The following is a 22,766-nucleotide window of genomic DNA, read 5'->3' on the forward strand; positions in this document are numbered from 1 at the left end:
CTTCGGAGAACCGCATTGCGTAATATTTCCCTGTTCCTGCGATCCCTGCTGTTCATGACCATCATGATCGTGGCCACCATCGTCTGGGCCTGCGTGTGCTTTTTTGCCGCGCCATTGAGCTACAACAAGCGCTATTGGGTCACCTCGCGCTGGAACGTGTTTATCCTGTGGTGTGCCAAGGTCATTTGCGGCATCCGCTATGAAGTCAAGGGCGCGGAGAACTTCCCCGATGCGCCGGCCATCGTGCTGTCGAAACACCAGTCGGCATGGGAAACCATCTTTTTGCTTCCCAGCCTGCCACGCCCGCTCGTGTATGTGTTCAAGAAGGAGATCCTGTACATCCCGTTCTTCGGCTGGGCCATGGCGCTGCTGCGCATGATCCCCATCGACCGCAAGCAGGGCAAGCATGCGTTCAAGAGCGTGGTGGCGCATGGCAAGCGCCGACTGGCCGATGGCCAATGGATTATCATGTTCCCTGAAGGTACCCGCATTCCCGTGGGCCAGGCGGGCAAGTACAAGAGCGGCGGCACGCGCCTGGCCATCGCTACCGGCGCCGTGGTGGTGCCGATCGCGCATAATTCAGGCGAGTGCTGGCCCAAGCAGTCATTCCTCAAACGCCCCGGACTGATCACCGTCTCGATCGGCAAACCGATTTCGCCGGAAGGGCAAACCCCGGACAGCATGATGCAACAGGTGGAAAATTGGATAGAATCAGAAATGCGCGTCATTTCGCCTCACGCCTACAACGCTGGCTAGACGGCATCAGCGCGGTCATCCAGGAGCCGACCCTGCGCCAGCAGATGAAGACCATCAAGGTCGGCGACCAGCAACTGGATTTGTTCGCGCATGACGTCTCGACCAGCACGCCCCCGGCGGTGCGCCCCACGGCACCGCCAGCGCCGCCCGTGGAGGCGAAGCCTGTAGTTCCCCTGGCGCCGCCACCGGCGCCTGTTACGCCTCCCGCCCCCCCTGTCCTTCCCTCACCGCCACGCAGCGCCGATGGCCCGCCGCTGCGCCAGCTGCAGCTGGGCAGCCACCTGGTCGAATTCGCCCTGCGCCGCTCCACGCGCCGCTCCATCGGCTTCATGATCGACGATAACGGCTTGCGCGTGACGGCGCCCAAGCGCGTCACCCTGGCTGAAATCGACAACGCCATCCGCGCTAAGCAGGGCTGGATCGTCTCGAAACTGCTGGAGCGGGGCGAGCGCAAGGTGCAGCGCCAGCAGCGTCCGCCCGTGGCCTGGGTCGACGGCGCCATGCTGCCCTACCTCGGAGGCGAGATCACCTTGCGATTGCACCAGGCGCCGCGCCATCGCGCCAGCTTCCAGCGCGAGACGAATGAACTGCATGTGTGGGTCACGCCAGCGGGCACGGAACAGCAGCTGAAGGAAAAAGTAAAGGCCTGGTTCCAGCACGAGGCGCGCCAGCTGTTCGAGGCGCGGCTGGACCTGTATGCGGACAAGCTGGGCGTGCGCTACGATTCGCTGTCGCTGTCGTCAGCCGGCACGCGCTGGGGCAGCTGCACCATCGAGCGCAAGATCCGCCTGAACTGGCGTTTGATCCACTTCGCCCTGCCGCTGGTCGACTACGTGGTGGCGCATGAGCTGTCGCACCTGCTGGAAATGAACCACAGCCCCCGTTTCTGGGCCACCGTGGAATCGATCTATCCCGATTACGATGGCGCCAAGCAGGCGCTCAGAAAGCGCTCGCAGGAGTTGCCTGTGCTGTTCACGTAGGCGCTTGTCGGATTACGCTCTACGAGCTAATCCGACCTACAGTCACGTAGATCGGATTAGCGCAGCGCGCGTAATCCGACGCCATTGTTGGCCGCGCGCCATCACGGCAGCAAAGGCTTGATGGCCGCGACGGTGCGCGGCGTGGCGCCCCGGTGCTGGTTGGCAAACGCCAGCGCCTTTTGGCCCATCGACGCCAGCTCCGCAGGATCCTGCAGCAATGCCGCCCCCTGCGCCATCAGGGCATCGGCGTCCGCTACCAGCGCGGCGCCGCCGGCGGCAATTGCCTGTTCCGTCACCAGCGCGAAATTGAAGGTGTGCGGGCCGATCAGCACAGGTTTGCCCAGGGCGGCCGGCTCGATCAGGTTCTGTCCGCCCAGCGGCAGCAGGCTGCCGCCCACAAAAGCGCAATCGCACGCCGCGTAATACGCAAACATCTCGCCCATCGAATCGCCCAGCAGCACTTGCGTGGCCGCCGCCACGACGCTATCCTGGCCCAAGCCCGACCTGCGCTGCACGGCCAGGCCATGCGCCGCGATCAATTTTTCCACCTCGTCGAAACGTTGCGGATGGCGCGGCACGATCAGCAGCAAGGCATTGGCCGGCAGGCTGGCGCGCAGCCAGGCGTCGAGGATCAGCGGCTCTTCCCCTTCGCGCGTGCTGGCGCACAGCAGCACAGGACGGGAGCCTATCGCGCTGCGCAGCAAGGCGCCCGTCGCCAGCGCCGCCCCGGGCACGACAACGTCGAACTTGATGCTGCCAGTGACCACCACGTCACGCACGCCCAGCTGGCGCACGCGATCGGCGTCGTCCTGCGTCTGCGCCGCCACCAGGGTGATGCCGCGCGCCGCATCGGCAATCAGCTTGCCCAGGCGCTGCGCCTTGCCCAGCGAACGCTGCGACAGGCGCGCATTGGCCAGCACCACGGGCACTTTGTAGCGATTGCACTGGTGGATCAGATTCGGCCACACTTCCGTCTCCATCAGGATGCAGATCCGCGGCGCGAAATGGCGAAGGAAATTGGCCGGCATGGCACCCGTGTCGTAAGGCAGGTAGCTTTGCACCAGGCGTGCGCCGTGTTTGGCGAACAGCGCCTTGCCGGTGGCGCGCCCAGTCGGCGTCATGTGCGTGAGGACGATGCGGCAATCGGGCCATTGCGCCAGCAGCGCATCGACCAGTGGTTCGGCCGCGCGCGTCTCGCCAACGGAGACGGCGTGCAGCCACAGCGTCGGCATCGGGGACCTGGACTGGCGGGCGTAAAAGCCCAGGCGCTCGCCCCAGTGCTGGCGGTAGCCGGGTTCCTGGCGTCCGCGCAGCCACAGGCGCGCCAGCACCAGGGGCAAGGCCAGCCACCAGGCGAGGGTATAAAGAAGTCGCATGATTATTGAATGTGAAAGTCAGGCGGGAGGATAGTCGGCCAGCAGCCGCTGCGCCGCGGCCAGCACTTCCGGCACGCCGGGCGGCGCGCCTTTATCGCCAAGGTTGATGATCTTCGGCGACCAGTTGCCTTCCGTCTTCCACAGCGGCGAATCGGCGTAGATTTCAACCGTCGGACGCACGAATGCGGCGGCGATATGCGTGAGGCCCGTATCGACGCCGACCACCAGCGCCGCGTGGCGCGCCAGCAAGGTAGCGTCGCTCATCGACAGTTTCGGCAGCACGCGCGCGTTCGGCAGGCCGGCCGCCAGTTGTTCCGCTTCCGCCTTTTCCTTGGGCGAACCCCACGGCAGCAGTATCGGCATGGGCGCCAGCGCCTGGCCCAGCGCGATCCAGTTCTGCGGCGCCCATTTCTTGGCGTCGCGCGCGGTGCCGTGGAAATACACGCAATAGGGTTCTTCGCCCATCCAGTCCGGGCGCGGTTCGCTGCCTGATACTTCCGGCAAGCCGAAATCGGCCGGCGTATCGACGGTGTAGCCCAGTGCGGCGGCGGCCACCAGGCGGCCACGCGCTACCGCATGCGTGCGCGGATCGAGGGGAATGCTTTTGGTATGGAACAGGCGCGAGATGCCCTCGTAGCCGGAGCCTTCGCTGCCATTGGCCAGGCCGACTTTCTGCCCGCCCGGCGCCAGACGCGCGGCGCCCATGATGATGCCCGTCTTCAGCAAGCCCTGGGTATCGAATACATAATCGTAGCGGGTCTGGCGCAGGCGGCGGAAGAAGGCGGCGATTTCCGCGCGCGTCTCTTTCTTGCCCAGGCTCTTGCGCCAGCGCCGCAGCGCGAACGGGAAGATGGTACCCACGCGCGGATTCAGGCGCACCAGGCTGGTATAACCCTCCTCGACCACCCAGTCGATGGTCGCATCAGGAAAATGGCGGGCGATGTCCGCCACCATGGGCAGGTTATGCAGCACGTCGCCCAAGGAGGAAACGCGCACCAGCAGAATGTTCAAGGGCGCTTGCGCCGCCAGTCGGTCGGTCATGGCGTCAGAATGGCAGGGCGGCATCAGGCTTGGCAGCCAGGATCACGCGCTTGAACTGCGCCTGGATGCGCGCCAGCGCCGCCGGCGTTTCCGCCTCGAAGCGCATGACGATCACCGGCGTGGTGTTCGAAGCACGGGCCAGGCCGAAGCCGTCCGCGTATTCCACGCGCAGGCCGTCGATGGTGATGATCTGTTCGTTGCCGGGGAAAACGGCGTCGCGGCGCAGCATGTCCATCAGCGCGACGTTCTCGCCTTCCTTCAGGTCCAGGTGAAGTTCGGGCGTGCTGTCGGACTGCGGCAGGGAATTGAGCAAGGCAGATGGATCGGCTTCATGCGTGAGGATTTCCAGCAGGCGCGCGGCCGAATACAGGCCGTCATCGAAACCGTACCAGCGGTCCTTGAAGAAGATATGGCCGCTCATTTCGCCACCCAGCGGCGCCCCCGTTTCGCGCAGTTTGGCTTTCACCAGCGAGTGGCCCGTCTTGTACATCAGCGGCACGCCGCCATGCTTGCTGATCCACGGCGCCAGGTGGCGCGTGCATTTCACGTCGTACAGGATTTGCGCGCCAGGGTGGCGGGTCAGCACGTCGGCGGCGAACAGCATCATCTGGCGGTCAGGGTAGATGATCTGGCCATCCTTGGTCACCACGCCCAGGCGGTCGCCGTCGCCGTCGAAGGCGATGCCGATTTCGGCGTCCGTCTCGGCCAGGCAGCGGATCAGGTCCTGCAGGTTTTCCGGATGCGCCGGATCGGGATGGTGGTTCGGGAAGTTGCCATCGACTTCGCAGAACAATTCGATGACCTCGCAGCCCATGCCGCGGAACAGGTCGCCCGCGAAGGCGCCGGCCACGCCATTGCCGCAATCGACGGCGATCTTGATCGGGCGCGCCAGCTTGACGTCGCCCAGGATGCGCTCCAGGTAGGCGGCGCGGATATCGTGCGTGACATAGCTGCCCGGGTTGGCGCTGGCGCTGCCGTCGTGCGCGACGATGCTGTGGTACAGCGCCTGGATCGCTTCACCGTGAATCGCTTCACCGGCCAGCACCATCTTGAAGCCGTTATAGTCGGGCGGATTGTGGCTACCCGTGACCATGATGCCGGAACGCGTGTCGAGCACGTTCGTGCCGAAGTACACCATCGGCGTGGCCACCACGCCCAAATCGATCACGTCGACGCCGGCGGCCTGCAGGCCCTGTGCCAGCGCCGCCGTCAATTCGGGGCCCGACAGGCGGCCGTCGCGGCCGATCACGACGCGCTGCTCGCCCTTCTCCAGCGCTGCCCTGCCAAATGCCTGTCCGATCTTGTGCGCCACGCTGGCATCCAGTGTTTTAGCGATGATGCCGCGAATATCGTAGGCCTTGAAGATCGATCTTGACAGTGGAAGCATGGTGTGGACGGTATAAAGTGGGAACAAGGCATGGTGCGCAACAAGCGGAAAGCTTGCTACAGCGCCAAGAGTATACCGAATTATACGCGCAGCAGATCGATCGACTTGCCCGATTCCACCCACTGCTTGACCCACAGAGGCTGGCGTCCACGTCCTGTCCATTGCTCAGTAGCATTGTCCGGATGACGGTAACGCACCGCGACTTTACCCGTGCGCGGATGCAAGCCATCGAGTATCAGCTGTTTCAGCGGAATGCCGGCCTGCTGTGCGATCGCCATGATCTGTTCGCGTGCCTTGTTCAAATCTTCGCGCTCGCGGCTATTCAATTCCTGCTTCACATTATCTTCCAGCTTGCGCAATTCCAGCATCGTCATCGTCGACAGATCCATCATTTACATCCTTTACATTCATTTAAATAATAAAATCCCGTGAAATATACTACATTGCAAAAATATCTGCGCATTGCATGCATAATCGATCGTCTGCCATTGACATTTAGCGCATTATTTAGCCGCTCAACATTAAGATTAAATGAAGATTATGACGGCAGATAAGCTTGATAATAAATAAACGTGCTGCGGATCTCGCTATATGCGTATAAAGCGGCAAGCCCTGGCGCGCTCAATACGCAGGACTTTATCCCAAAATTAAATAAATGATTATCCAACAGGCGGAAATACCATGCGTCTCACGGCGGGCATAGATAAGCGTAAACGGCATTTTCTTTTCACGCCGGCACGCGCAATCGGGCAGGCGCCAGGTACATATCCAGCGCCCGGCGGCAGGCATGCTTATAATGTCAGCGCGTAGTTCCATTCTTACCTCCGGACACATGAAAACCTACTTTATCGGCGATCTGCAAGGCTGCCATGCACAAACCGTCGAACTGGTGGAACAGATCCAGGCCACGGCGAACGGTCCGTACCGCCTGCTGTTCGCGGGCGACCTGATCAACCGTGGCCCCGCCTCGCTGGCTACCCTGCGCTACGTGCACGCGCTGGCGCGGCAAGGCCTGGCTGACAGCGTGCTGGGCAACCATGACCTGCATTTGCTGGCCGTGGCCAATGGCATCCGCCCGCAGCATGCATCGGACACTCTGACCGAAATCCTCGACGCGCCCGACCGCGAAGAACTCATCGCCTGGCTGCGCTGCCGCCCCCTGGCCCTGCAGCACCAGGGCCATTTGCTCGTGCACGCGGGCCTGCTGCCGCAATGGAGCGCGCGGCAGGCACTGGCCCTGAGCGGCGAGGTCTCGGCCATGCTGTGCAGCGACGACTGGGTCGCGTTCCTGCGCACCATGTACGGCAACGAGCCGGCCGCCTGGCGCGATGAGCTGCAGGGCGCCGACCGCCTGCGCTGCATCATCAATGCCATGACGCGGCTGCGCTTTTGCACGGCCGACGGCGTGATGGACTTCAAGATGAAGGAAAGCGGCAGCGCGCCGCCCGGCTCCGGCCTGCTGCCATGGTTCGAGGTGCCCGGCCGGCACAGCGCCAGCGACACCGTCGTCTTCGGCCACTGGTCGGCGCTGGGACTGCAACTGCGCCCGCAGCTGATCGGCCTCGATAGCGGCTGCGTCTGGGGTGGCAAGCTGTCCGCCGTCTGCCTGGAAGACCGCTCGCTGCTGCAGGTGGACTGCCCCACGTTCCAGCAGCACAGTGGCAAGCAGTAAGCTGCCGCAGTGCCGGCATATGCTTAGTCGAAATCGGTCGTTGGCCCTGGCGCGCGCGGACCGTATGATGCAGCTTTTGCCTTTTCCACTCCATGCATCCTGATACCGACAGGCTGGCGCGCTGGCTGCTGGGCAGCCTGCAGCTCGACACCGCCGTACTGCACGTAGGCCAGTACTGCGGCCGCTGGCGCGCCTCCACGGCGGGCCGGGAACTGGGCAGCTTTCACCTGGTGCTCGACGGCCATTGCTATCTGCATCTCGATGGCGCGGCGCCGATCGCCCTCGGTCCGCGCGATGGCGTCTTCCTGCTGCGCGACCTGCCGCATTTTCTCAGCCCTTACAGCGACCCGCTGCAGGCCGTGAGCGCGCAAGCCATGCAGCCGTTGCAGCCAGCCACGGGCAGCCCGGCAACGGCGCTGGCCTGCGGCTTCTTTCAATTTCGCGGCGCCCTCGCCGCGCTGATCGTCGATTCCTTCCCGCCGTATCTGCTGATACGCGGCGACGCGCCCGCCTTCAGCGCCGCCACCGGACTGTTCGACCTGATCCTGGCGGAGGCCGGCGGCGATCCGGAACAGCCGTCGCCTTTGACCTCGCGGCTGGTCGAACTGCTGTTCTTTTACCTGATACGCCACGTGGCGCAGGGCGAGCAGGTGGCGGCCGGCCTGCTGTCGCTGCTGCACCAGCCCGCATTTTCACCGCTGCTCGAACGCATGCTCGATGCGCCCGCCGATGACTGGTCGATCGAGAACATGGCCAAGGCGGCGTGCATGTCGCGCGCCAGCTTCTGCAAGCATTTCGCCAGCGCCAGCGGCCATTCGCCAGCGCAGTTCCTGCTCCTGCTGCGCATGAAGATCGCCGCGCGGCGCCTGCACGACGGCGCGTCCGTGGAGCGGGCGGCCGAACTGGTGGGCTACCGCTCGCACGCCGCCTTTACGCGCGCCTTCAAGCGCGTCACGGGCGAGCAGCCGGGCGCCTATCGCCGCGACCAGCGCCTGCGCCAGCTGGCCAGCTAATCGCCTGCCGGGATCAAGGAATACCGAATCGCAGACGAACGAGCACAAAAGGGCGACGCTCACGTCTGTTGCCTGCACGATATGGCCGATATAATGGCTGAGTGACTTACTAACTTAGCAAGGTGCCCCATGTCCCGTCTGACTCTGCATACTCTCGATACCGCGCCGGCCGACAGCCGCCCCTTCGTGGAAAAAGCCATCGCCAACAATGGCTTCCTGCCCAACCTGATCGGCGTGCTGGCCAACGCGCCGCTGGCCCTGGAAACCTATTTGACTGTCTCGGGCATCAATGCGCGCGCCAGCCTGACGTTAATGGAACGCGAAGTGGTACAGATCACGGCCGCGCGCATCCACGGCTGCGATTTCTGCATTGCCGGCCATAGCGCCATCTCGCTGAAAAAAGCCGGCCAGACGCCGGACACGGTGCGCGCCCTGCAGCATGGCCAGCCGACGAATGACGTCAAACTGGACGCCGTCGCCGCTTTCGCCACGGCCGTCATCGCCACGCGCGGCGCCGTCAATGACGCCGAATATCAAGCCTTCCTGGGCGCCGGCTACAACGAACAGCAGGCGCTGGAAGTGGTGCTGGGCATCAGCCTGGCCACCCTGTGCAATTTTTCCAACAGCCTGGCCGGCACGCCCGTCAATCCGCAATTGACGCCCTATTTGCCCGGCGCCGTCTGACATGGGCCATCTCAATCACTGGCTGCACATGCATGCCGACCAGCTGGACCAATCGCCGCAGCTGGCTGAAACCGTGCTGCCCGCGCTGGCGGGCGACCAGTTGCTGCGCATCGGCGTGCCGCAGGAACAGGGCGGCGCTGGCGGCGACGTGCGCGACGCCATCCACGCCATTGCCAGAGTAGCCGAGGAATCCGTGACGGCCGCCTTTGTCTTCTGGGGCCAGCGCTGCTTCATCGAATTCCTGCTGCAAAGTGAGAATCGGGCGCTGGCCGAGCGCCGCTTGCCCGGCCTGCTGGCCGGCACGCAGGCCGGCGCCAGCGGCCTGTCGAACGCCATGAAATTCTTGTCCGGCATCGAACAGCTGCAAATCACGGGTGCGCGCCATGCCGACGGCTTGCTGGTCGACGGCGGCCTGGCCTGGGTGACGAATTTGCGCAAGGCGGGCTTTGTGGCGGCGGCTGCCGTGGCACCGGACGATGGCGCGCCACCCGTCATCGTGGCCTTCGATAGCGGCGCGCAAGGCGTGCAGCGCAGCGATGACCTGGACCTGATCGCCCTGCGCGGCAGCAATACCGCCTCCGTCAAGCTGGCGCAGGTACACATTCCCGCCGCGGACATCATCAGCGACAATGCGCCAGCCTGGCTGCCGCAGGTGCGCCCTTCTTTCCTGGGCATGCAATGCGGCCTGTCGATCGGCCTGGCGCGCGCCAGCCTGGCCAAAGCGGCGCAGATCTCCGCCGGCTCGCGCAACCAGCTGTCGCCGCGCATCGAAGCGCTGCAAGTGACCCTGGAAGCGGCAGTCGCGACCCTGCTGGACGGCGTGCACGATGGCCGCTTCAAGACGCAGGCGCCGGCCATGTTCCGCCTGCGCATACAACTGGCGGACATTCTGCAGCAGGCGCTGATGCTGGAACTGCAAGCCATGGGCGGACGCGCCTACCTGAACGCGGAGCAGCAGGGCTTTGCCCGCCGCTGGCGCGAATCGTCGTTCATCCCCATCGTCACCCCCAGCCTGACGCAATTGCAGGCGGCCTTGCAGCTGTTCGACAGCCAGCAAGCGGCCAAGGCGGCGGGAGCGTCGGCATGAGCGTTGCAGATTGGGCCTTGCAGGCGCAGGACCTGAGCTTTTCCTATCCGGGTGCCGCGCCCGTGTTCCAGCACGTCTCGCTGGGCGTGCGCAAGCGCGAAATCGTCTGCCTTCTGGGTGGCAGCGGCTGCGGCAAATCCAGCCTGCTGCGCGTGCTGGCCGGCTTGCAGCCGCCATCGACAGGCGATATTCAATTCCTTGACGCGCCCATGCGCGAGCCGGACCCGCGCAGCGCCCTCGTCTTCCAGCAGGCCAGTTTGCTGCCCTGGCTGAACGTCACGGGCAATGCCGGCTTCGGCCTGGACTTCAAGCACCAGCCCAGGCTGACGCGCGACGCGCACCAGGCGCGCGTGGCGCAAGCCATTGAAGCGGTGGGCCTGAAGGGACGCGAAAAACTGTATCCGTCCGCGCTGTCGGGCGGCATGGCGCAGCGCGTGGCGCTGGCCCGTGCGCTGGCGCGCGAACCGGAACTGCTGTTCGCCGATGAACCGTTTTCCGCGCTCGACGCCATCACGCGCGCCGAGATGCAGTCGCTGCTGGTGGACGTGGTGCACCGCTGGCACACGGCCGTGCTGCTCGTGACGCACGATATCGATGAAGCGATTCTCGTGGCCGACCGCATCTTGCTGATGGGCGGCAAGCCGGGCAACATCGTGCGCGAATGGCCCGTTGCCATCGCGCAGCCGCGCATCGGCCACAGCGCCGATGTGATCGCCCTGAAGATGGACATCCTCGACGCCCTGCAGGCGCTGCAAAAGCAGGACCAAGCGCCTGCCTTTGCTTCCAATTAATCGACCGGAACTCTCCCATGACATTCGAAGACCCAAACAAACCCCTGCACATCTGCGCCTCGTCCGATTGCGACTGCGGCCTGACGCGGCGCGACTTCCTGCGCATGTCGGCCCTGGCCACGGCCAGCGTCGCCTCGCCCCTGCTGTTCGCCGGCGACGCCATGGCCCAGCAAGGCCCGAAAGGCGACGATCAGCCGGTGAAAATCGGCTATTTACCGATCACCGACGCCACGCCGCTGCTGGTCGCGCATGCGCGCAAGCTGTTTGAAGCGGAAGGCTTGCAGGCGGAAACGCCGCGGCTGTTCCGCAGCTGGGCGCAGATCATCGAAGCCTTCGTCGCCGGCCAGGTCAACGTGATCCATTTGCTGTCGCCGGCCACCCTGTGGGTGCGCTACGGCGCCAAATTCCCGGCGAAAGTCGTCGCCTGGAACCACGTCAACGGTTCCGCGCTGACGGTGGCCAACGAGATCAGCAAGGTCTCCGACCTGGGCGGGCGCACGGTCGCCATCCCGTTCTGGTACTCGATCCACAACATCCTGCTGCAGCAGATCCTGTCCGCCAACGGCTTGACCCCGGTCACGCGCGCGCGCAACGCTGCCATCAAGCCGAATGAAGTGAACCTGATCGTGCTGGCGCCGGCCGAAATGGTCTCCGCCCTGGCCAGCAAGTCGATCGCCGGCTACATCGTGGCCGAACCGTTCAATGCGGCGGCGGAAAACGCCGGCATCGGCAAGATCCTGCGCTTCTCGGGCGATGTGTGGAAAAACCATGCGTGCTGCGTCACCTTCCTGTCCGAGCGTGACATCAACACGCGTCCGGAATGGGCGCAAAAGGTCACCAACGCCATCGTCAAGGCCCAGCTGTGGACGCGCTCGAACCAGGTCGACACGGCCAAGCTGCTGTCGAACGTGGGCGAGCACCGCTACACGCCGCATCCGCTGCAAGTGCTGACCAAGGTGCTGGCCACCAGCGACTACGCCGGCTACGAAAAGCAGGGCCTGATCGTGCACAAGAACTGGCAGCAGCGCCGCATCGACTTCCAGCCGTATCCATTCGCCTCGTACACGGAAGAACTGGTGCGCGCCATCGGCCGCACCAAGGTGGAAGGCGACACGCGCTTCCTGGCCAACCTCGATCCGAAATTCGCCGCGCGCGACCTGGTCGATGACCGCTTCGTGCGCAAGGCCATTACGGCAGTCGGCGGCCCGGCCGCCTTCGGCTTGCCGGCCAACCTGCTGCGCAGCGAAACTGTGGCGGTTTGACGATGACGAGCAAGCTGTTTACGAAGTTCGGCCTGCCCCTGGTGGGGCTGGCCAGTGCCTTGCTGTTGTGGTCCGTGGGCGTGACGGCGCTGGAGAAATCCACGCCGATCGCCACCGCCTTCGCGCCCCTGCCCACGGCGCTGGCGTTCAAGGAAATGCTGGGCGGCGCGGATATCTGGCTGCATGTGGTAGTGAGCCTGCAGCGGGTGGCCGTGGGCCTGGGGCTGGCCATCGTCATCGGCGTGCCGCTGGGCGTGCTGGTGGCCATGTCGAAAAGCTTTTCCGGCGCCGCCATGCCGCTGTTCCAGCTGCTGCGCATGATTTCGCCGCTGTCGTGGATGCCGATAGCCGTGATGGTGCTCGGTGTCGGCGACGCGCCCGTGTACTTCCTGCTGGCGTTTGCGGCCGTCTGGCCGATTTTGCTCAATACGGCGGCCGGCGTGGCGCGGCTCGACCCGAACTGGCTGCTGCTGGCGCGCAGCCTGTCGGCCACGCGCAGCGAGATTGTCTTCAAGGTGATTTTGCCGGGCATCACGGCCGACATTTTGACGGGCGTGCGCCTGGCCATCGGCATCATCTGGATCGTGCTGGTGCCAGCGGAAATGCTGGGCGTCTCGGCCGGCCTGGGCTACTTCATCCTCGACACGCGCGACCGCCTGGCGTACTCGGAACTGATGGCCGCCATCGTGCTGATCGGCATACTCGGCTTCATCCTCGACTACCTGGCCCGCGCCGCGCATGCGCGCTGGCTGCACGTCAAAAATTAGGCTGCCTTGTCCAGCGGCAGCGCGGCGGCTACCTCCGCCTGCGTTGCCGCCGCCAGCTCGCGCCGGTGCGCGCCGTGCGTCGCCACTGGCGCCAGACAGGTCAGACGCGCCGTGATCGGCGGCCCGCTCAGGATCGCCACCATGCTTTGCGCAAAGCTCATCTCGCCGATGAAATCGACGGCATGGTGCAAGGCCCCCTTGTCATCCACATACACGAGCGCGAACGGCTGCACCGGCACTTGCGCGTCGATGGCCGCTTCGAACAGATTGGCGTGAAACGGCAGGATCTGCCCTTGCGCGGCGGTCGTGCCCTCGGGGAAGAAGGCGATGCGCTCGCCCGCCGTCAACTTGTCCACCAGGCCCTGGAAGATCAAACGCAGGTCGCGCTTGCTGCCGCGTGAAATGAAGATGGTGCCGGCGCGCCCCGCCAGCCAGCCGAGGATCGGCCAGGCGCGGATTTCCGCCTTGGCGACGAAACGGCAAGGGTGGACGGCATTGATGACAAAGATGTCGAGCCACGAGACGTGGTTCGCCACCACCATCGCATGGTCGAGGGCCGGCACGCTGCAGGCCGGCTGCTGCACCTGCACGCCGCAGATATCGAGCAGTTGCGTGGACCAGCGGCGGATGCGCCGGTTGCGCCCCTCCAGGTCCAGCCAGGGGAACAGCACCGCGCTCTTGGCCATGCCGCAGCTCAGGTGGATGGCGATGCGCGCGAGGCGGTAGGTAAGCAGAAGTTTCAAATGACACCAGATAAAGAAGCAAACCCACAGCAAATTCTGGGGTCAGACCCGGCGGGGGAATCCGCCCCAATGGGGCGAATTCCGCTCCTGAAAGGACTGACCCCGGCAGTATGCTGGAGTTTCACTCCAGTACAAAAAAATCAGCGCTGAAACGCCACCTGTCCGGCCACGATGGTCGCCTTGACGATGCCGCTCAGCTCATAGCCGAGGAAAGGCGTGTGCTTGCCCTGGCTGGCCAGCGAGGCCGACGACACGGTCCAGCGCGCGGCGGGATCGAAGACGCAGATGTCGGCCGCTTCGCCCACGGCCAGGCTGCCGGCCGGGATGCCGGCCACGCGGGCCGCGTCGGACGTGACCTTGGCCACGGCACGCGCCAGCGGACGGGCGCCCGCTTGCGGCTGGTTCAAGGCGTAGTCGTCGGCCCATTTCAGGGCCAGCGACAGCAGCAGTTCCAGGCCCGTGGCGCCGGGCGACGCTTCGCCGAACGGCAGCAGTTTTTCATCATCGTCGACGGGCGTGTGATCCGAACACATGGCGTCCACCGTACCGTCGAGCAGGCCGGCGCGGATCGCATCGCGGTCGCGCTGGCTGCGGAACGGCGGCGTCACGCGCGCATTCGGGTCGAAGAAGCCGATGTCGGCATCCGTCAAATGCACATGGTGCGCGCCCACGTCGCAGGTGACGGGCAAGCCTTCGGCCTTGGCGGCGCGGATCAGTTCCAGGCCTGCCGCCGACGAGATGCGGCACAGGTGCACGCGCGCGCGGCTGGCGCGCATCAGTTCAAAGATCGTGTGCAGCGCGATGGTTTCGGACATCACCGGCACGCCGGACAGGCCCAGGCGCGAGGCCAGCGGGCCGCTGTGGGCGATGCCGCCACGGCCGATATGCGGGTCTTGCGGGCGCAGCCAGACGGTGTAGCCGAAAGTGTTCGCATACTGCATGGCGCGCAGCAGCACGGTGGTGTCTTCGATCGGCTCTTCCGCCTGCGCGAAGCCGATGCAGCCCGCTTCCGTCAGTTCCGCCATTTCCGTCAGCGACTGGCCTTTCAAGCCCATGGTCAGCGCGCCCAGCGGGTGCACATGCGCCTTGTTCTGCGTCTTGGCGCGGTATTTCAGCATTTCCACCAGGCCCGGCTCGTCGAGCACGGGGTCGGTGTCAGGCGGGCAGATCAGGCTCGTGACGCCGCCTTGCAGGGCCGCCTGCAATTCCGATTCCAGGGTCGCCTTGTATTCGTAGCCCGGCTCGCGCAGGCGCGCTGACAGGTCGACCAGGCCGGGGGAAACCACCAGGCCGGCCGCGTCGAACGTCGTGTCGGCGGTGAAACCGGCGGGGGCGCTGCCCACGGCCAGCACCTTGCCGTCGGCGATGAACAGGTCTTGCAAGCCATCGATGCCGTTGGCAGGGTCGATCAGGTGGCCGTTCTTGATATGTAGTGTCGTCATGCTCGCTATACTCGTCCTTGGGCCATCAGCCCTGATTACCAGCCAAAATACTCATCACCGCCATGCGCACGGCGATACCGAACGTCACCTGCGGCAGGATGACCGCCTGCGCACCGTCGGCCACGGCCGAATCGATTTCCACGCCGCGGTTCATCGGGCCCGGATGCATGACGATGGCGTCCGGCTTGGCCAGTGCCAGGCGTTCGGGCGTCAAGCCATAGCTCTTGAAATATTCCTGCGCCGACGGCAGCAGCGCGCCGCTCATGCGCTCGTTTTGCAGGCGCAGCATGATGATCACGTCGACGCCCTTCAAGCCTTCATCCATGTTGGTGAAGGTGCGCACGCCCATCTGTTCCAGGCCGCCCGGCAGCAGGGTGTGCGGGCCGATGGCGCGCACTTCCGGCACGCCCAGGGTGGTCAGCGCGTGGATGTCGGAACGCGCCACGCGGCTGTGCAGGATATCGCCCACGATGGCCACCGTCAGGTTGGTGAAATCCTTCTTGTAGTGGCGGATCGTGTACATGTCGAGCAAGCCCTGGGTCGGGTGCGCGTGGCGCCCGTCGCCCGCGTTGACGACGTGGACGTGCGGCTGCTTCGTATCGATCAGGTGCTTGGCGATCAGGTAGGGCGCGCCCGACTGCGCGTGGCGCACGACGAACATGTCGGCATGCATGGCCGACAGGTTGTCGATGGTGTCGAGCAGGGACTCGCCCTTGCTGGCCGACGAGGCCTGGATGTTCAGGTTGATGACATCGGCCGACAGTCTTTTTGATGCGATTTCAAAGGTGGTGCGCGTGCGCGTGGAGTTTTCAAAGAACAGGTTGAAAACGCTTTTGCCGCGCATCAGCGGCACCTTCTTCACGTCGCGCGCGGAAATGCCGACGAACGAGGAAGCCGTGTCGAGGATGTGGTTGACGATAGACTTCGGCAAGCCTTCGATCGTCAGCAGATGTTGCAGTTCGCCGTGTTTATTCAGTTGCGGATTAAGCATGGTGGGTATCTATGGTGAGCGTGAATTTTCCATCGTCGGCTTGCTTCAGGACCAGGGCCTGGCCCGCCGGCACGGCAGTGTAGGCGGCGACGAAATCGGCGGCCACCGGCAGCTGGCGCTCGCCGCGGTCGACCAGGGCGGCCAGCATGATCTTCGCCGGACGGCCATAGTCGAACAGTTCGTTGATGGCCGCGCGCGTGGTGCGGCCCGTGTACAGCACGTCGTCGACCAGCAGGATGGTGGCGCCGGCCACGTCGAAGGCGATCTTCGTCGGCTTGACGTCCGCATGCAGGCCCTTCTCGGCGAAGTCGTCGCGGTAGAACGAGACATCGAGCACGCCCAGGCGGTCCAGCAGGTTCAGGTCGCGCGCCAGGCGTTCGGCCAGCCAGGCGCCGCCCGAGTGGATGCCGACGATGGCCACGTTGGGAATGCCCGCCAGGCCGCCTTGCACCTGTTGCAGCAAGTCTGCGTACAGGGCCTCGGCGTCGAGTTGGGATGGATTCGTAGGATGCGGCATAGAGTTCTTAATCATTCAGGAATGGAGTCAAAATTCAGATTAATAATTCGCGTCAAAATACTGCTGCAGGATGATGGCGGCGGCGCGGTCGTCGATGACTTCACCGCGCCTGGCGGCGATGACGGCCGAGGAATAACGTTCGTCGACCAGTTCCACGGGCAGGTTGAAGCGGCCGTGGACCTGGTTGGCGAAGCGGCGGCAGCGCGCGCTCATTTCATGTTCCGTGCCATCGGGGTGGCTGGGCAAGCCCACCACGATGCGGCTGGCGCCCCACTCCCTGATCAGGCTGTCGATGGCGGCAAACTTCGGCTCGTTCGCCGTGGCCGTGATCACGCTGAGCGGCTTGGCCTGGCAAATCATGGTATTGCCGATGGCCACGCCGATGCGTTTCAGGCCGAAATCGAAGGCGAGGATGGTGTCGATGGCGTCCCCGCTCATGCGTGGCCAGCCTCGCTTGCCAGCATCAGGGGGTCGATGCCCAGCAATTTGATGGCCGCCACGTAGCGCTGTTCGATGGGGAAATCGAACAGGATGTCGGCCGAGGCGCCGACCGTCAGCCAGCCGTTGCGGCCGATTTCTTCTTCCAGCTGGCCCGGGCTCCAGCCCGAGTAGCCGATCGAGACCAGCAGGCGTTCCGGGCCATCGCCCTTGGCGACGGCTTCGAGCACGTCGATCGAGGTGGTAAAGGCGATCTCGTCGGTCACCGTCAGCGACGAGGAATAGCGCGCGCCCGGCGTATGCAGCACGAAGCCGCGGTCGTCCTGCACCGGGCCGCCAAACATGATGGGCTCGTTGACGATGGGCGTGTCGCTGCCGGCCGCCAGTTTCAGGTCGATGCGTTCGAACAGCACTTCCATGGTCATGTCGGTGGGTTTGTTGATGACGACGCCCAGCACGCCGTTTTCATTGTGTTCGCAGACATACACGACCGTACCGCCGAAGATCGGATCTTGCATCGCCGGCATCGCAATCAGGAAATGGTTGGCCAGATTCAGGGTGGAGGAACCGGTCGCAGCCGGTTCGCCGACGCCCTGCATCAATCGATGTCCTGGTAGAGTCTGGTCGATTTTACTCTTCTTCATACGCGATGCTCTCTCTGTGGGCTTGCTGGCAAGTCTCGCTTACCCCGCTGTCGTACGCCTGCCAGCGCCCGCCGCGAATCTTGGGCGGAGGGCCGTTGTGTGCCAGGCGTCATTCTTGTTATGTTATAAATTCAATCACACATTCGCTGCGCATGCCGGTCTTGCATATTGCGAAATATCACATGTCACTGCAATTGCACTCCCAGACAGCCCCATTTTGGAATCAATTGTAAAATCGATTCCAAAATCGCTGTCGCACCGCTGTTGCACATAATGAGCACTGCGAACGTAGCTGCTAGTTTACACTGAATTGCCGCCACAGCGACGCCAAAGGCGCGACGCGAGCGGCCATAACACCCCCTGAACGGCAAAAAATAGCTGATCTTTGACCCGGAACACGCGAAAATAATGAGCATCAAGACTTCCCTGGTATGGTTCCGGCGCGACCTGCGCGCCTTTGATCATGCCGCGCTGCACCACGCCCTGCGCCAGAGCCAGGCCGTGCATTGTGTATTTATCTATGACAGCGCCATCCTGGCCACCTTGCCGCGGCGTGACCGCCGCGTCGACTTCATCCACGCCAGCGTGGCCGAACTGGCGGCCGAACTGCGCGCACTGGGCGGCGACCTGATCGTGCTGCACGCCGATGCGGCCGAGGCCATTCCCCGCCTGGCGGCCGAACTGCAGGCCGACGCCGTCTTTGCCAACCACGACTACGAACCGCAAGCCATCGCCCGCGACGCCACGGTGGCCGCCGCGCTGACGCAGGACGCGCGCCTGTGGTTCAGTTTCAAGGATCAGGTGATCTTTGAAAAAGACGAAGTGCTGACCCTCTCGCAGAAACCCTACACCGTCTACACGCCATACAAGAATGCATGGCTCAAGAAAATGCGCGCCGAACCTAGGCTGCCTGGCGCCGTTCGACGTCGAGCCGCACGCGGCCCCGCCTGGCGCCGCCGCGCGCTGGCACGCCGGCGGCGTTGCCGTCCCTGGAGGAACTGGGTTTCGAGCCCAGCAACCTGGCCGAACTGGCGATTCCGACCGGCATGTCGGGCGCCAGCAAACTGTTCGAGGATTTCCTGCCGCGCGCGGCCCGCTACGACGTGGCGCGCGACTTTCCCGCGCTGAAAGGGCCATCGTACCTGTCCATGCACCTGCGCTTCGGCACCGTCTCGCTGCGCTACCTGGTGCGCACCATCGTCGACCTGATGGACCGAGGCGGCGGCGGCGACGGCGCGCCCGTGTGGCTGGCGGAACTGATCTGGCGCGACTTCTACGCCATGATTTTGTACCAGAACCCGCACGTGGAAGGCGGCGCCTTCAAGCCCGCCTACGACGCCATCGCCTGGGAAACGGGACCCGAGGCGGACGCCGCCTTTGCCGCCTGGTGCGAAGGGCGCACCGGCTATCCGCTGGTGGACGCGGCGATGGCGCAGCTGAACCAGACCGGCTACATGCACAACCGCCTGCGCATGGTCACGGCCTGCTTCCTGATCAAGGATCTGGGCATCGACTGGCGCCGTGGCGAAGCGTATTTCGCGCTGCACCTGAACGACTTTGACCTGGCGTCGAACAACGGCGGCTGGCAATGGGCATCGTCCTCTGGCTGCGACGCGCAGCCGTATTTCCGCATCTTCAACCCCATCACGCAGTCGGAAAAATTCGATGCGAACGGGCGCTTCATCCGCCGCTACCTGCCGCAGCTGAAGGCGCTGGGCGACAAGGAAATCCACGCGCCCTGGCTGGTGCCGCGCATGCTGCTGGAACAGAAAAACATTGTGCTGGGGCGCGACTATCCTGAACCGCTGGTGCAGCACGACGAGGCGCGCAAGGAAACGCTGGAGCGCTATGCGGTGGTGAAGGTGGTGGGGTAATCGGGTAGCCGGTGGCCCCGTCGCACAATAACGTAGGTGGGATTAGCGGGGCAAAGCCGCGCGTAATCCGACAACATTGTTGGCGTCGGCGTCGGCGTCGGTTACGCCACGCCAGCGCCCAGCAGACGCCCCACTTCCGCCAGCAATTCCTCCTCCTGGAACGGCTTGCCGAAATACGCGTTCACGCCCAGCTCGAACGCATGCGTGCGGTGCTTGTCGGCGCTGCGCGAGGTGATCATGATGACGGGGATGGCACGCGTCTTGTCGTCCCTGCGCACGTTGCGCGTCAAGTCAAAACCATCCATGCGCGGCATTTCCACATCGACCAGCAGCAAGGCCGGCATGGCCGCTGGCTCCAGCGCATGCAACTGCTCCAGCGCCTCGACGCCGTCCTTGGCCAGCAGCACCAGGTAGCCTTCGCGCTCGAACAGGCGCTGCATCACGCGCCGCACGGTCAGTGAATCGTCGACCACCATGACGCAGGCGCGCGGCGCGGCCAGCGTGCTGGAAGCGGCGCGCTGCTCTCCCGACGCCAGCGCGTATTGCGACAGCAGTTCCGGATGGTGTTCGAGGTGCTGCGCCAGCGCCACCGGATTGAGGATCAGCACGATGTCGCCCGTGCCCAGCACGGTGGCGCCGGCGATGCCGGGCATGCGCGCCAGCTGCGGGCCCACGTGCTTGACCACCACCTCGCGGTTGCCCAGCACATCGTCCACTTGCAGCGCCAGACGGTCATTGCCATTCCTCAGCAGCAGTACGGGCGCATGGCGCTGTACCGCTTGCGCCGCCGGCGCCTCGCCCAGCATGGACGACAAATGGTGCAGCGCCAGGGCGTGGCCGTGCGACTCGATATGCCCGGCCGCCTGCGCCTGCTCCAGCTGCTCGCCTTTCAGGTGCAGCACCTGCTCCACCAGCACCGAGGGCAAGGCATAGGTCTTGCCGTTCGCCGCCAGCAGCACCACTTGCGTGACGGCCAGGGTCAGCGGCAAATGAATGGTGAAACGCATGCCCTGGCCCGCCTGCGTCAGCGTTTCCACGCGCCCGCCCAGGGCCAGCGCCTCGGAGCGCACGATATCCATGCCGAAGCCCCTGCCCGCCAGTTCCGTCAGGCTGTCGGCGGTGGAAAAGCCCGGCGCGAAAATCAGCTCGGCCGCCTGCGCATCGCTCAATGGCGCGTCCGGCGACAGCAGGCCGGCGCTGTGCGCCTTGCTGCGGATGCGTTCCAGGTCCAGGCCCGCGCCGTCGTCGGAAAAGGCGATCGCCACCTCATTGCCCTGCTGGCTGACCTGCACCAGCAGCTCGCCCGTTTCGCTCTTGCTTGCCGCCAGGCGCGCCGCGCGCGGTTCGATGCCGTGCACGATGGCATTGCGCAGCAAGTGTTCGAATGGCGCCGCCATGCGTTCCAGTACGCTGCGGTCGATTTCCACGCCACCGCCGCGAATATCCAGGTTGACGCGCTTGTCGACTTCCTTGGCGCTTTGCCGCGCCACGCGGAACAGGCGTTCGGCAATGCTGGCAAACGGCACCATGCGGATCTGCATCAGGTCGCGCTGCAGTTCGCGCGTCAGGCGCGCCTGCAGCACCAGGTCGTCGCCGACGGCATTCACGCTGTGGCTGAGGTTTTCATGGAAGGACGCCACGTCGTTGACGCTTTCGGCCATCATGCGCGTGAGTTCCTGCAGGCGCGTAAAACGGTCGAATTCGAGCGGATCGAAATCGCGTTCGCTGCCCACGGCCATGCGCGAGGCGATCTGCGATTCGGCCTGCATTTCCACTTCGCGCAACTGGCGCCGCAGGCGCTGCAGATTGTCGGAAAACTCGCCCAGCGAAGCGCCCAGCACGCCCACCTCGTTTTCCATTTTCGAGCGCGTGATCGACACCTCCCCCGCCTGGTTCACCAGGCGGTCGAGGATATCGGCACGCACGCGCACCAGCGCCGCCTTCGGCTCGGCGGCAGGCGTGTCTTCCATGCCCGGCAAGGGCAGCAGGGGCTGCTGCAACTGCTCGAACAGGTGCAGCGCATGGTCGTAATGGGCCAGCAATTCCTCGAACGCCTGCGGCGTGGCGGTGCCCGCATGCAGCATATTCTCGATATGCGTCTCGATTTCATGCGCATGCTGGCCCAGGCGCATGGCGCCGGCCATGCGCGCGCTGCCCTTCACCGTATGCAGGGTGCGCAGCAGCATCTGCGCCTGGCCGCTGTCGTGCGGCTGCTGCTGCCAGCTGCGCAGCGCTTCGCCGATCTGCGGCAGCAGGTCGGCGCCCTCCTCCAGGAAAACGGACAGCAGATCCAGATCGAGTTCATCGCTGATGCCGGCGCTGGCCGCCAGCAGCGCGGCCGCGTCGGCCGGCATGATGGCCGGCACCAGCGCTTCCGGCAGCGCGTGCTCCAGCAGCGGCGCGTGCTCGAAGCCGGCGTCGAACAGGTCATCGCTGGCGCCCAGGTCCGGCACTGGCGCTTCCGCAGCGGCGGCAGGAAGGTCCGGCTGCAGCGCGTCGGCGACGATGCTGGCATACGTGGCCGCGAACAGGGTTTCGAGCTGCGGCATCGGCACCGCCGCCAATTGCTCTGCCGATTCGCTCGGCACCGCGTCGACCGGATCTTCAGCCGGCTCTTCCGCCAGCGCTTCGGCAGGCGCCACCGGCGTGCCGACAATGCTGGCGTAGGTGGCGGCGAACAGGGCGTCGAGTTGCGCTTCCCCGCTCTCGCCCGGCAGTGCCGTCAGGGCGCGCCACAGCGTATTGAGCGACTCGATCATGTCCGGCTGCGCGGGCGCCAGGTCGCCCAGCGCGAACGCCTGCAGCATTTGCCCGATGCGCTGCGTGGCGTGTTCCAGCACATCGTGCTGGGCATCGCTCAAGCCGGCCAGTGGCGGCACCACGGTTTCTATGGTTGTCTCCAGCGCGTGCGCCAGGTCGCGCAGCGACTGGAAGCCCACCGTGCCCGACGTCCCCGCCAGGGTATGCACGGCTTGCAGTGCCTCGCCGCTGACGGCGCGCTGCTCGTGGCGCCACTCGCCGAAGTCGCGCGTGAGCACGCGCAGCAGTTCATCCGTCTCGGCCAGGTAAATGTTGTACAGGGGCAGACTGATGCGCAACTCGCCCACGTGCTTGAGGTGATCGTCGGGCGCCTCGTGCGCGGCGGGCGCCGTGGCGGAAGGAAAGCCGATCACATTGCCGTTGCTGACTGGCGGCACGGCCGGGCGCGGCTTGCGCAGCTCGAACGGTCCGCCTTCGCGCACGCGTTCGGCCGCCGCCAGCAGCATGCCGGCCTCGCGCTCGCGCCCCGCGCCGCCCTCCA

General features: G+C 64.9%; 20 protein-coding genes and 1 pseudogene. 10 read left to right on the plus strand and 11 right to left on the minus strand.

Annotation, left to right across the window (positions count from 1 at the left end; genetic code table 11):
• Positions 1–15 precede the first annotated feature (15 nt).
• Positions 16–756 (plus strand): 1-acyl-sn-glycerol-3-phosphate acyltransferase, encoded by a 741-nt coding sequence (locus JaAD80_RS09270; protein WP_100874414.1) that lies wholly within the window; start codon positions 16–18, stop codon positions 754–756.
• Positions 757–800: 44 nt separating this feature from the next.
• Complete coding sequence (locus tag JaAD80_RS09275) at positions 801–1,736, plus strand: M48 family metallopeptidase (RefSeq protein ID WP_102293914.1); 936 nt, start codon at positions 801–803, stop codon at positions 1,734–1,736.
• Between the two features lie 101 nt (positions 1,737–1,837).
• On the opposite strand, the gene waaA is transcribed toward JaAD80_RS09275, so the two are convergent.
• The 4 genes from waaA to JaAD80_RS09295 form a co-directional block, all read right to left on the minus strand.
• A complete protein-coding gene (gene waaA / locus JaAD80_RS09280; RefSeq protein ID WP_102293915.1) occupies positions 1,838–3,112 on the minus strand; it encodes a lipid IV(A) 3-deoxy-D-manno-octulosonic acid transferase in 1,275 nt (424 codons plus the stop codon).
• Between the two features lie 18 nt (positions 3,113–3,130).
• Complete coding sequence (waaC, locus tag JaAD80_RS09285) at positions 3,131–4,153, minus strand: lipopolysaccharide heptosyltransferase I (protein WP_102293916.1); 1,023 nt, start codon at positions 4,151–4,153, stop codon at positions 3,131–3,133.
• Positions 4,154–4,157: 4 nt separating this feature from the next.
• Positions 4,158–5,540 (minus strand): phosphomannomutase/phosphoglucomutase, encoded by a 1,383-nt coding sequence (locus JaAD80_RS09290; protein ID WP_102293917.1) that lies wholly within the window; start codon positions 5,538–5,540, stop codon positions 4,158–4,160.
• 80 nt (positions 5,541–5,620) lie between these two features.
• On the minus strand, positions 5,621–5,929 hold the full coding sequence (locus JaAD80_RS09295; protein WP_102293931.1) for an H-NS family nucleoid-associated regulatory protein: 309 nt from the start codon (positions 5,927–5,929) through the stop codon (positions 5,621–5,623).
• A gap of 443 nt (positions 5,930–6,372) precedes the next feature.
• Here JaAD80_RS09295 and JaAD80_RS09300 point away from each other — a divergent pair, with 443 nt between their 5' ends.
• From JaAD80_RS09300 to JaAD80_RS09330, 7 genes are all read left to right on the plus strand, one after another.
• On the plus strand, positions 6,373–7,212 hold the full coding sequence (locus JaAD80_RS09300; RefSeq protein WP_102293918.1) for a symmetrical bis(5'-nucleosyl)-tetraphosphatase: 840 nt from the start codon (positions 6,373–6,375) through the stop codon (positions 7,210–7,212).
• Positions 7,213–7,304: 92 nt separating this feature from the next.
• A complete protein-coding gene (locus JaAD80_RS09305; protein ID WP_102293919.1) occupies positions 7,305–8,225 on the plus strand; it encodes an AraC family transcriptional regulator in 921 nt (306 codons plus the stop codon).
• Between the two features lie 129 nt (positions 8,226–8,354).
• Positions 8,355–8,909, plus strand: coding sequence for a carboxymuconolactone decarboxylase family protein (locus tag JaAD80_RS09310; RefSeq protein WP_102293920.1), 555 nt, complete (start codon positions 8,355–8,357; stop codon positions 8,907–8,909).
• 1 nt (position 8,910) lies between these two features.
• Complete coding sequence (locus JaAD80_RS09315; RefSeq protein ID WP_102293921.1) at positions 8,911–9,996, plus strand: acyl-CoA dehydrogenase family protein; 1,086 nt, start codon at positions 8,911–8,913, stop codon at positions 9,994–9,996.
• Entirely contained in the window at positions 9,993–10,787 is a 795-nt protein-coding gene (locus JaAD80_RS09320) for an ABC transporter ATP-binding protein (protein WP_102293922.1), read from the plus strand. The genes JaAD80_RS09315 and JaAD80_RS09320 overlap by 4 nt, the downstream gene beginning before the upstream one ends.
• A gap of 17 nt (positions 10,788–10,804) precedes the next feature.
• Entirely contained in the window at positions 10,805–12,049 is a 1,245-nt protein-coding gene (locus JaAD80_RS09325; protein WP_102293923.1) for an ABC transporter substrate-binding protein, read from the plus strand.
• A 2-nt stretch (positions 12,050–12,051) separates the two neighbouring features.
• Positions 12,052–12,816, plus strand: a complete 765-nt coding sequence (locus JaAD80_RS09330; RefSeq protein ID WP_102293924.1) for an ABC transporter permease — start codon at positions 12,052–12,054, stop codon at positions 12,814–12,816.
• On the opposite strand, the gene JaAD80_RS09335 is transcribed toward JaAD80_RS09330, so the two are convergent.
• From JaAD80_RS09335 to JaAD80_RS09360, 6 genes are all read right to left on the minus strand, one after another.
• Complete coding sequence (locus JaAD80_RS09335; RefSeq protein WP_102293925.1) at positions 12,813–13,559, minus strand: 1-acyl-sn-glycerol-3-phosphate acyltransferase; 747 nt, start codon at positions 13,557–13,559, stop codon at positions 12,813–12,815. The two genes, JaAD80_RS09330 and JaAD80_RS09335, sit on opposite strands and share 4 nt — an antisense overlap.
• Positions 13,560–13,699: 140 nt before the next feature.
• On the minus strand, positions 13,700–15,001 hold the full coding sequence (locus JaAD80_RS09340) for a dihydroorotase (RefSeq protein WP_102293926.1): 1,302 nt from the start codon (positions 14,999–15,001) through the stop codon (positions 13,700–13,702).
• Between the two features lie 25 nt (positions 15,002–15,026).
• Complete coding sequence (locus tag JaAD80_RS09345; RefSeq protein WP_102293927.1) at positions 15,027–15,992, minus strand: aspartate carbamoyltransferase catalytic subunit; 966 nt, start codon at positions 15,990–15,992, stop codon at positions 15,027–15,029.
• Positions 15,985–16,509 (minus strand): bifunctional pyr operon transcriptional regulator/uracil phosphoribosyltransferase PyrR, encoded by a 525-nt coding sequence (pyrR, locus tag JaAD80_RS09350; protein WP_102293928.1) that lies wholly within the window; start codon positions 16,507–16,509, stop codon positions 15,985–15,987. Before pyrR ends, JaAD80_RS09345 begins: the two co-directional genes overlap by 8 nt.
• Before the next feature lie 39 nt (positions 16,510–16,548).
• The gene (gene ruvX / locus JaAD80_RS09355) at positions 16,549–16,932 is read right to left on the minus strand and encodes a Holliday junction resolvase RuvX (RefSeq protein ID WP_077409280.1); all 384 of its coding nucleotides are present in this window, start codon (positions 16,930–16,932) and stop codon (positions 16,549–16,551) included.
• 11 nt (positions 16,933–16,943) lie between these two features.
• A complete protein-coding gene (locus JaAD80_RS09360; protein WP_102293929.1) occupies positions 16,944–17,546 on the minus strand; it encodes a YqgE/AlgH family protein in 603 nt (200 codons plus the stop codon).
• Between the two features lie 453 nt (positions 17,547–17,999).
• Between JaAD80_RS09360 and JaAD80_RS31970 the strand changes: the two are divergent.
• Positions 18,000–19,465: pseudogene (locus JaAD80_RS31970) on the plus strand (deoxyribodipyrimidine photo-lyase).
• Between the two features lie 101 nt (positions 19,466–19,566).
• Here the strand turns inward: JaAD80_RS31970 and JaAD80_RS09370 are convergent.
• Positions 19,567–22,766: hybrid sensor histidine kinase/response regulator (locus JaAD80_RS09370; RefSeq protein ID WP_146012327.1), on the minus strand; the 3,200-nt coding region annotated here is incomplete at its 5' end.

Origin of the sequence: Janthinobacterium sp. AD80, assembly GCF_002878455.1 — a bacterium.
Classification (GTDB): Bacteria; Pseudomonadota; Gammaproteobacteria; order Burkholderiales; family Burkholderiaceae_D; genus Janthinobacterium.

Excerpts from the sequence above, each read along its gene's own strand:
- JaAD80_RS09275 (WP_102293914.1), top strand. The coding sequence starts at position 801 with ATGAAGACCATCAAGGTCGGCGACCAGCAACTGGATTTGTTCGCGCAT.
- waaA (WP_102293915.1), bottom strand. The coding sequence starts at position 3,112 with ATGCGACTTCTTTATACCCTCGCCTGGTGGCTGGCCTTGCCCCTGGTG.
- waaC (WP_102293916.1), bottom strand. The coding sequence starts at position 4,153 with ATGACCGACCGACTGGCGGCGCAAGCGCCCTTGAACATTCTGCTGGTG.
- JaAD80_RS09290 (WP_102293917.1), bottom strand. The coding sequence starts at position 5,540 with ATGCTTCCACTGTCAAGATCGATCTTCAAGGCCTACGATATTCGCGGC.
- JaAD80_RS09295 (WP_102293931.1), bottom strand. The coding sequence starts at position 5,929 with ATGGATCTGTCGACGATGACGATGCTGGAATTGCGCAAGCTGGAAGAT.
- JaAD80_RS09300 (WP_102293918.1), top strand. The coding sequence starts at position 6,373 with ATGAAAACCTACTTTATCGGCGATCTGCAAGGCTGCCATGCACAAACC.
- JaAD80_RS09305 (WP_102293919.1), top strand. The coding sequence starts at position 7,305 with ATGCATCCTGATACCGACAGGCTGGCGCGCTGGCTGCTGGGCAGCCTG.
- JaAD80_RS09310 (WP_102293920.1), top strand. The coding sequence starts at position 8,355 with ATGTCCCGTCTGACTCTGCATACTCTCGATACCGCGCCGGCCGACAGC.
- JaAD80_RS09315 (WP_102293921.1), top strand. The coding sequence starts at position 8,911 with ATGGGCCATCTCAATCACTGGCTGCACATGCATGCCGACCAGCTGGAC.
- JaAD80_RS09320 (WP_102293922.1), top strand. The coding sequence starts at position 9,993 with ATGAGCGTTGCAGATTGGGCCTTGCAGGCGCAGGACCTGAGCTTTTCC.
- JaAD80_RS09325 (WP_102293923.1), top strand. The coding sequence starts at position 10,805 with ATGACATTCGAAGACCCAAACAAACCCCTGCACATCTGCGCCTCGTCC.
- JaAD80_RS09330 (WP_102293924.1), top strand. The coding sequence starts at position 12,052 with ATGACGAGCAAGCTGTTTACGAAGTTCGGCCTGCCCCTGGTGGGGCTG.
- JaAD80_RS09340 (WP_102293926.1), bottom strand. The coding sequence starts at position 15,001 with ATGACGACACTACATATCAAGAACGGCCACCTGATCGACCCTGCCAAC.
- JaAD80_RS09345 (WP_102293927.1), bottom strand. The coding sequence starts at position 15,992 with ATGCTTAATCCGCAACTGAATAAACACGGCGAACTGCAACATCTGCTG.
- pyrR (WP_102293928.1), bottom strand. The coding sequence starts at position 16,509 with ATGCCGCATCCTACGAATCCATCCCAACTCGACGCCGAGGCCCTGTAC.
- JaAD80_RS09360 (WP_102293929.1), bottom strand. The coding sequence starts at position 17,546 with ATGCAGGGCGTCGGCGAACCGGCTGCGACCGGTTCCTCCACCCTGAAT.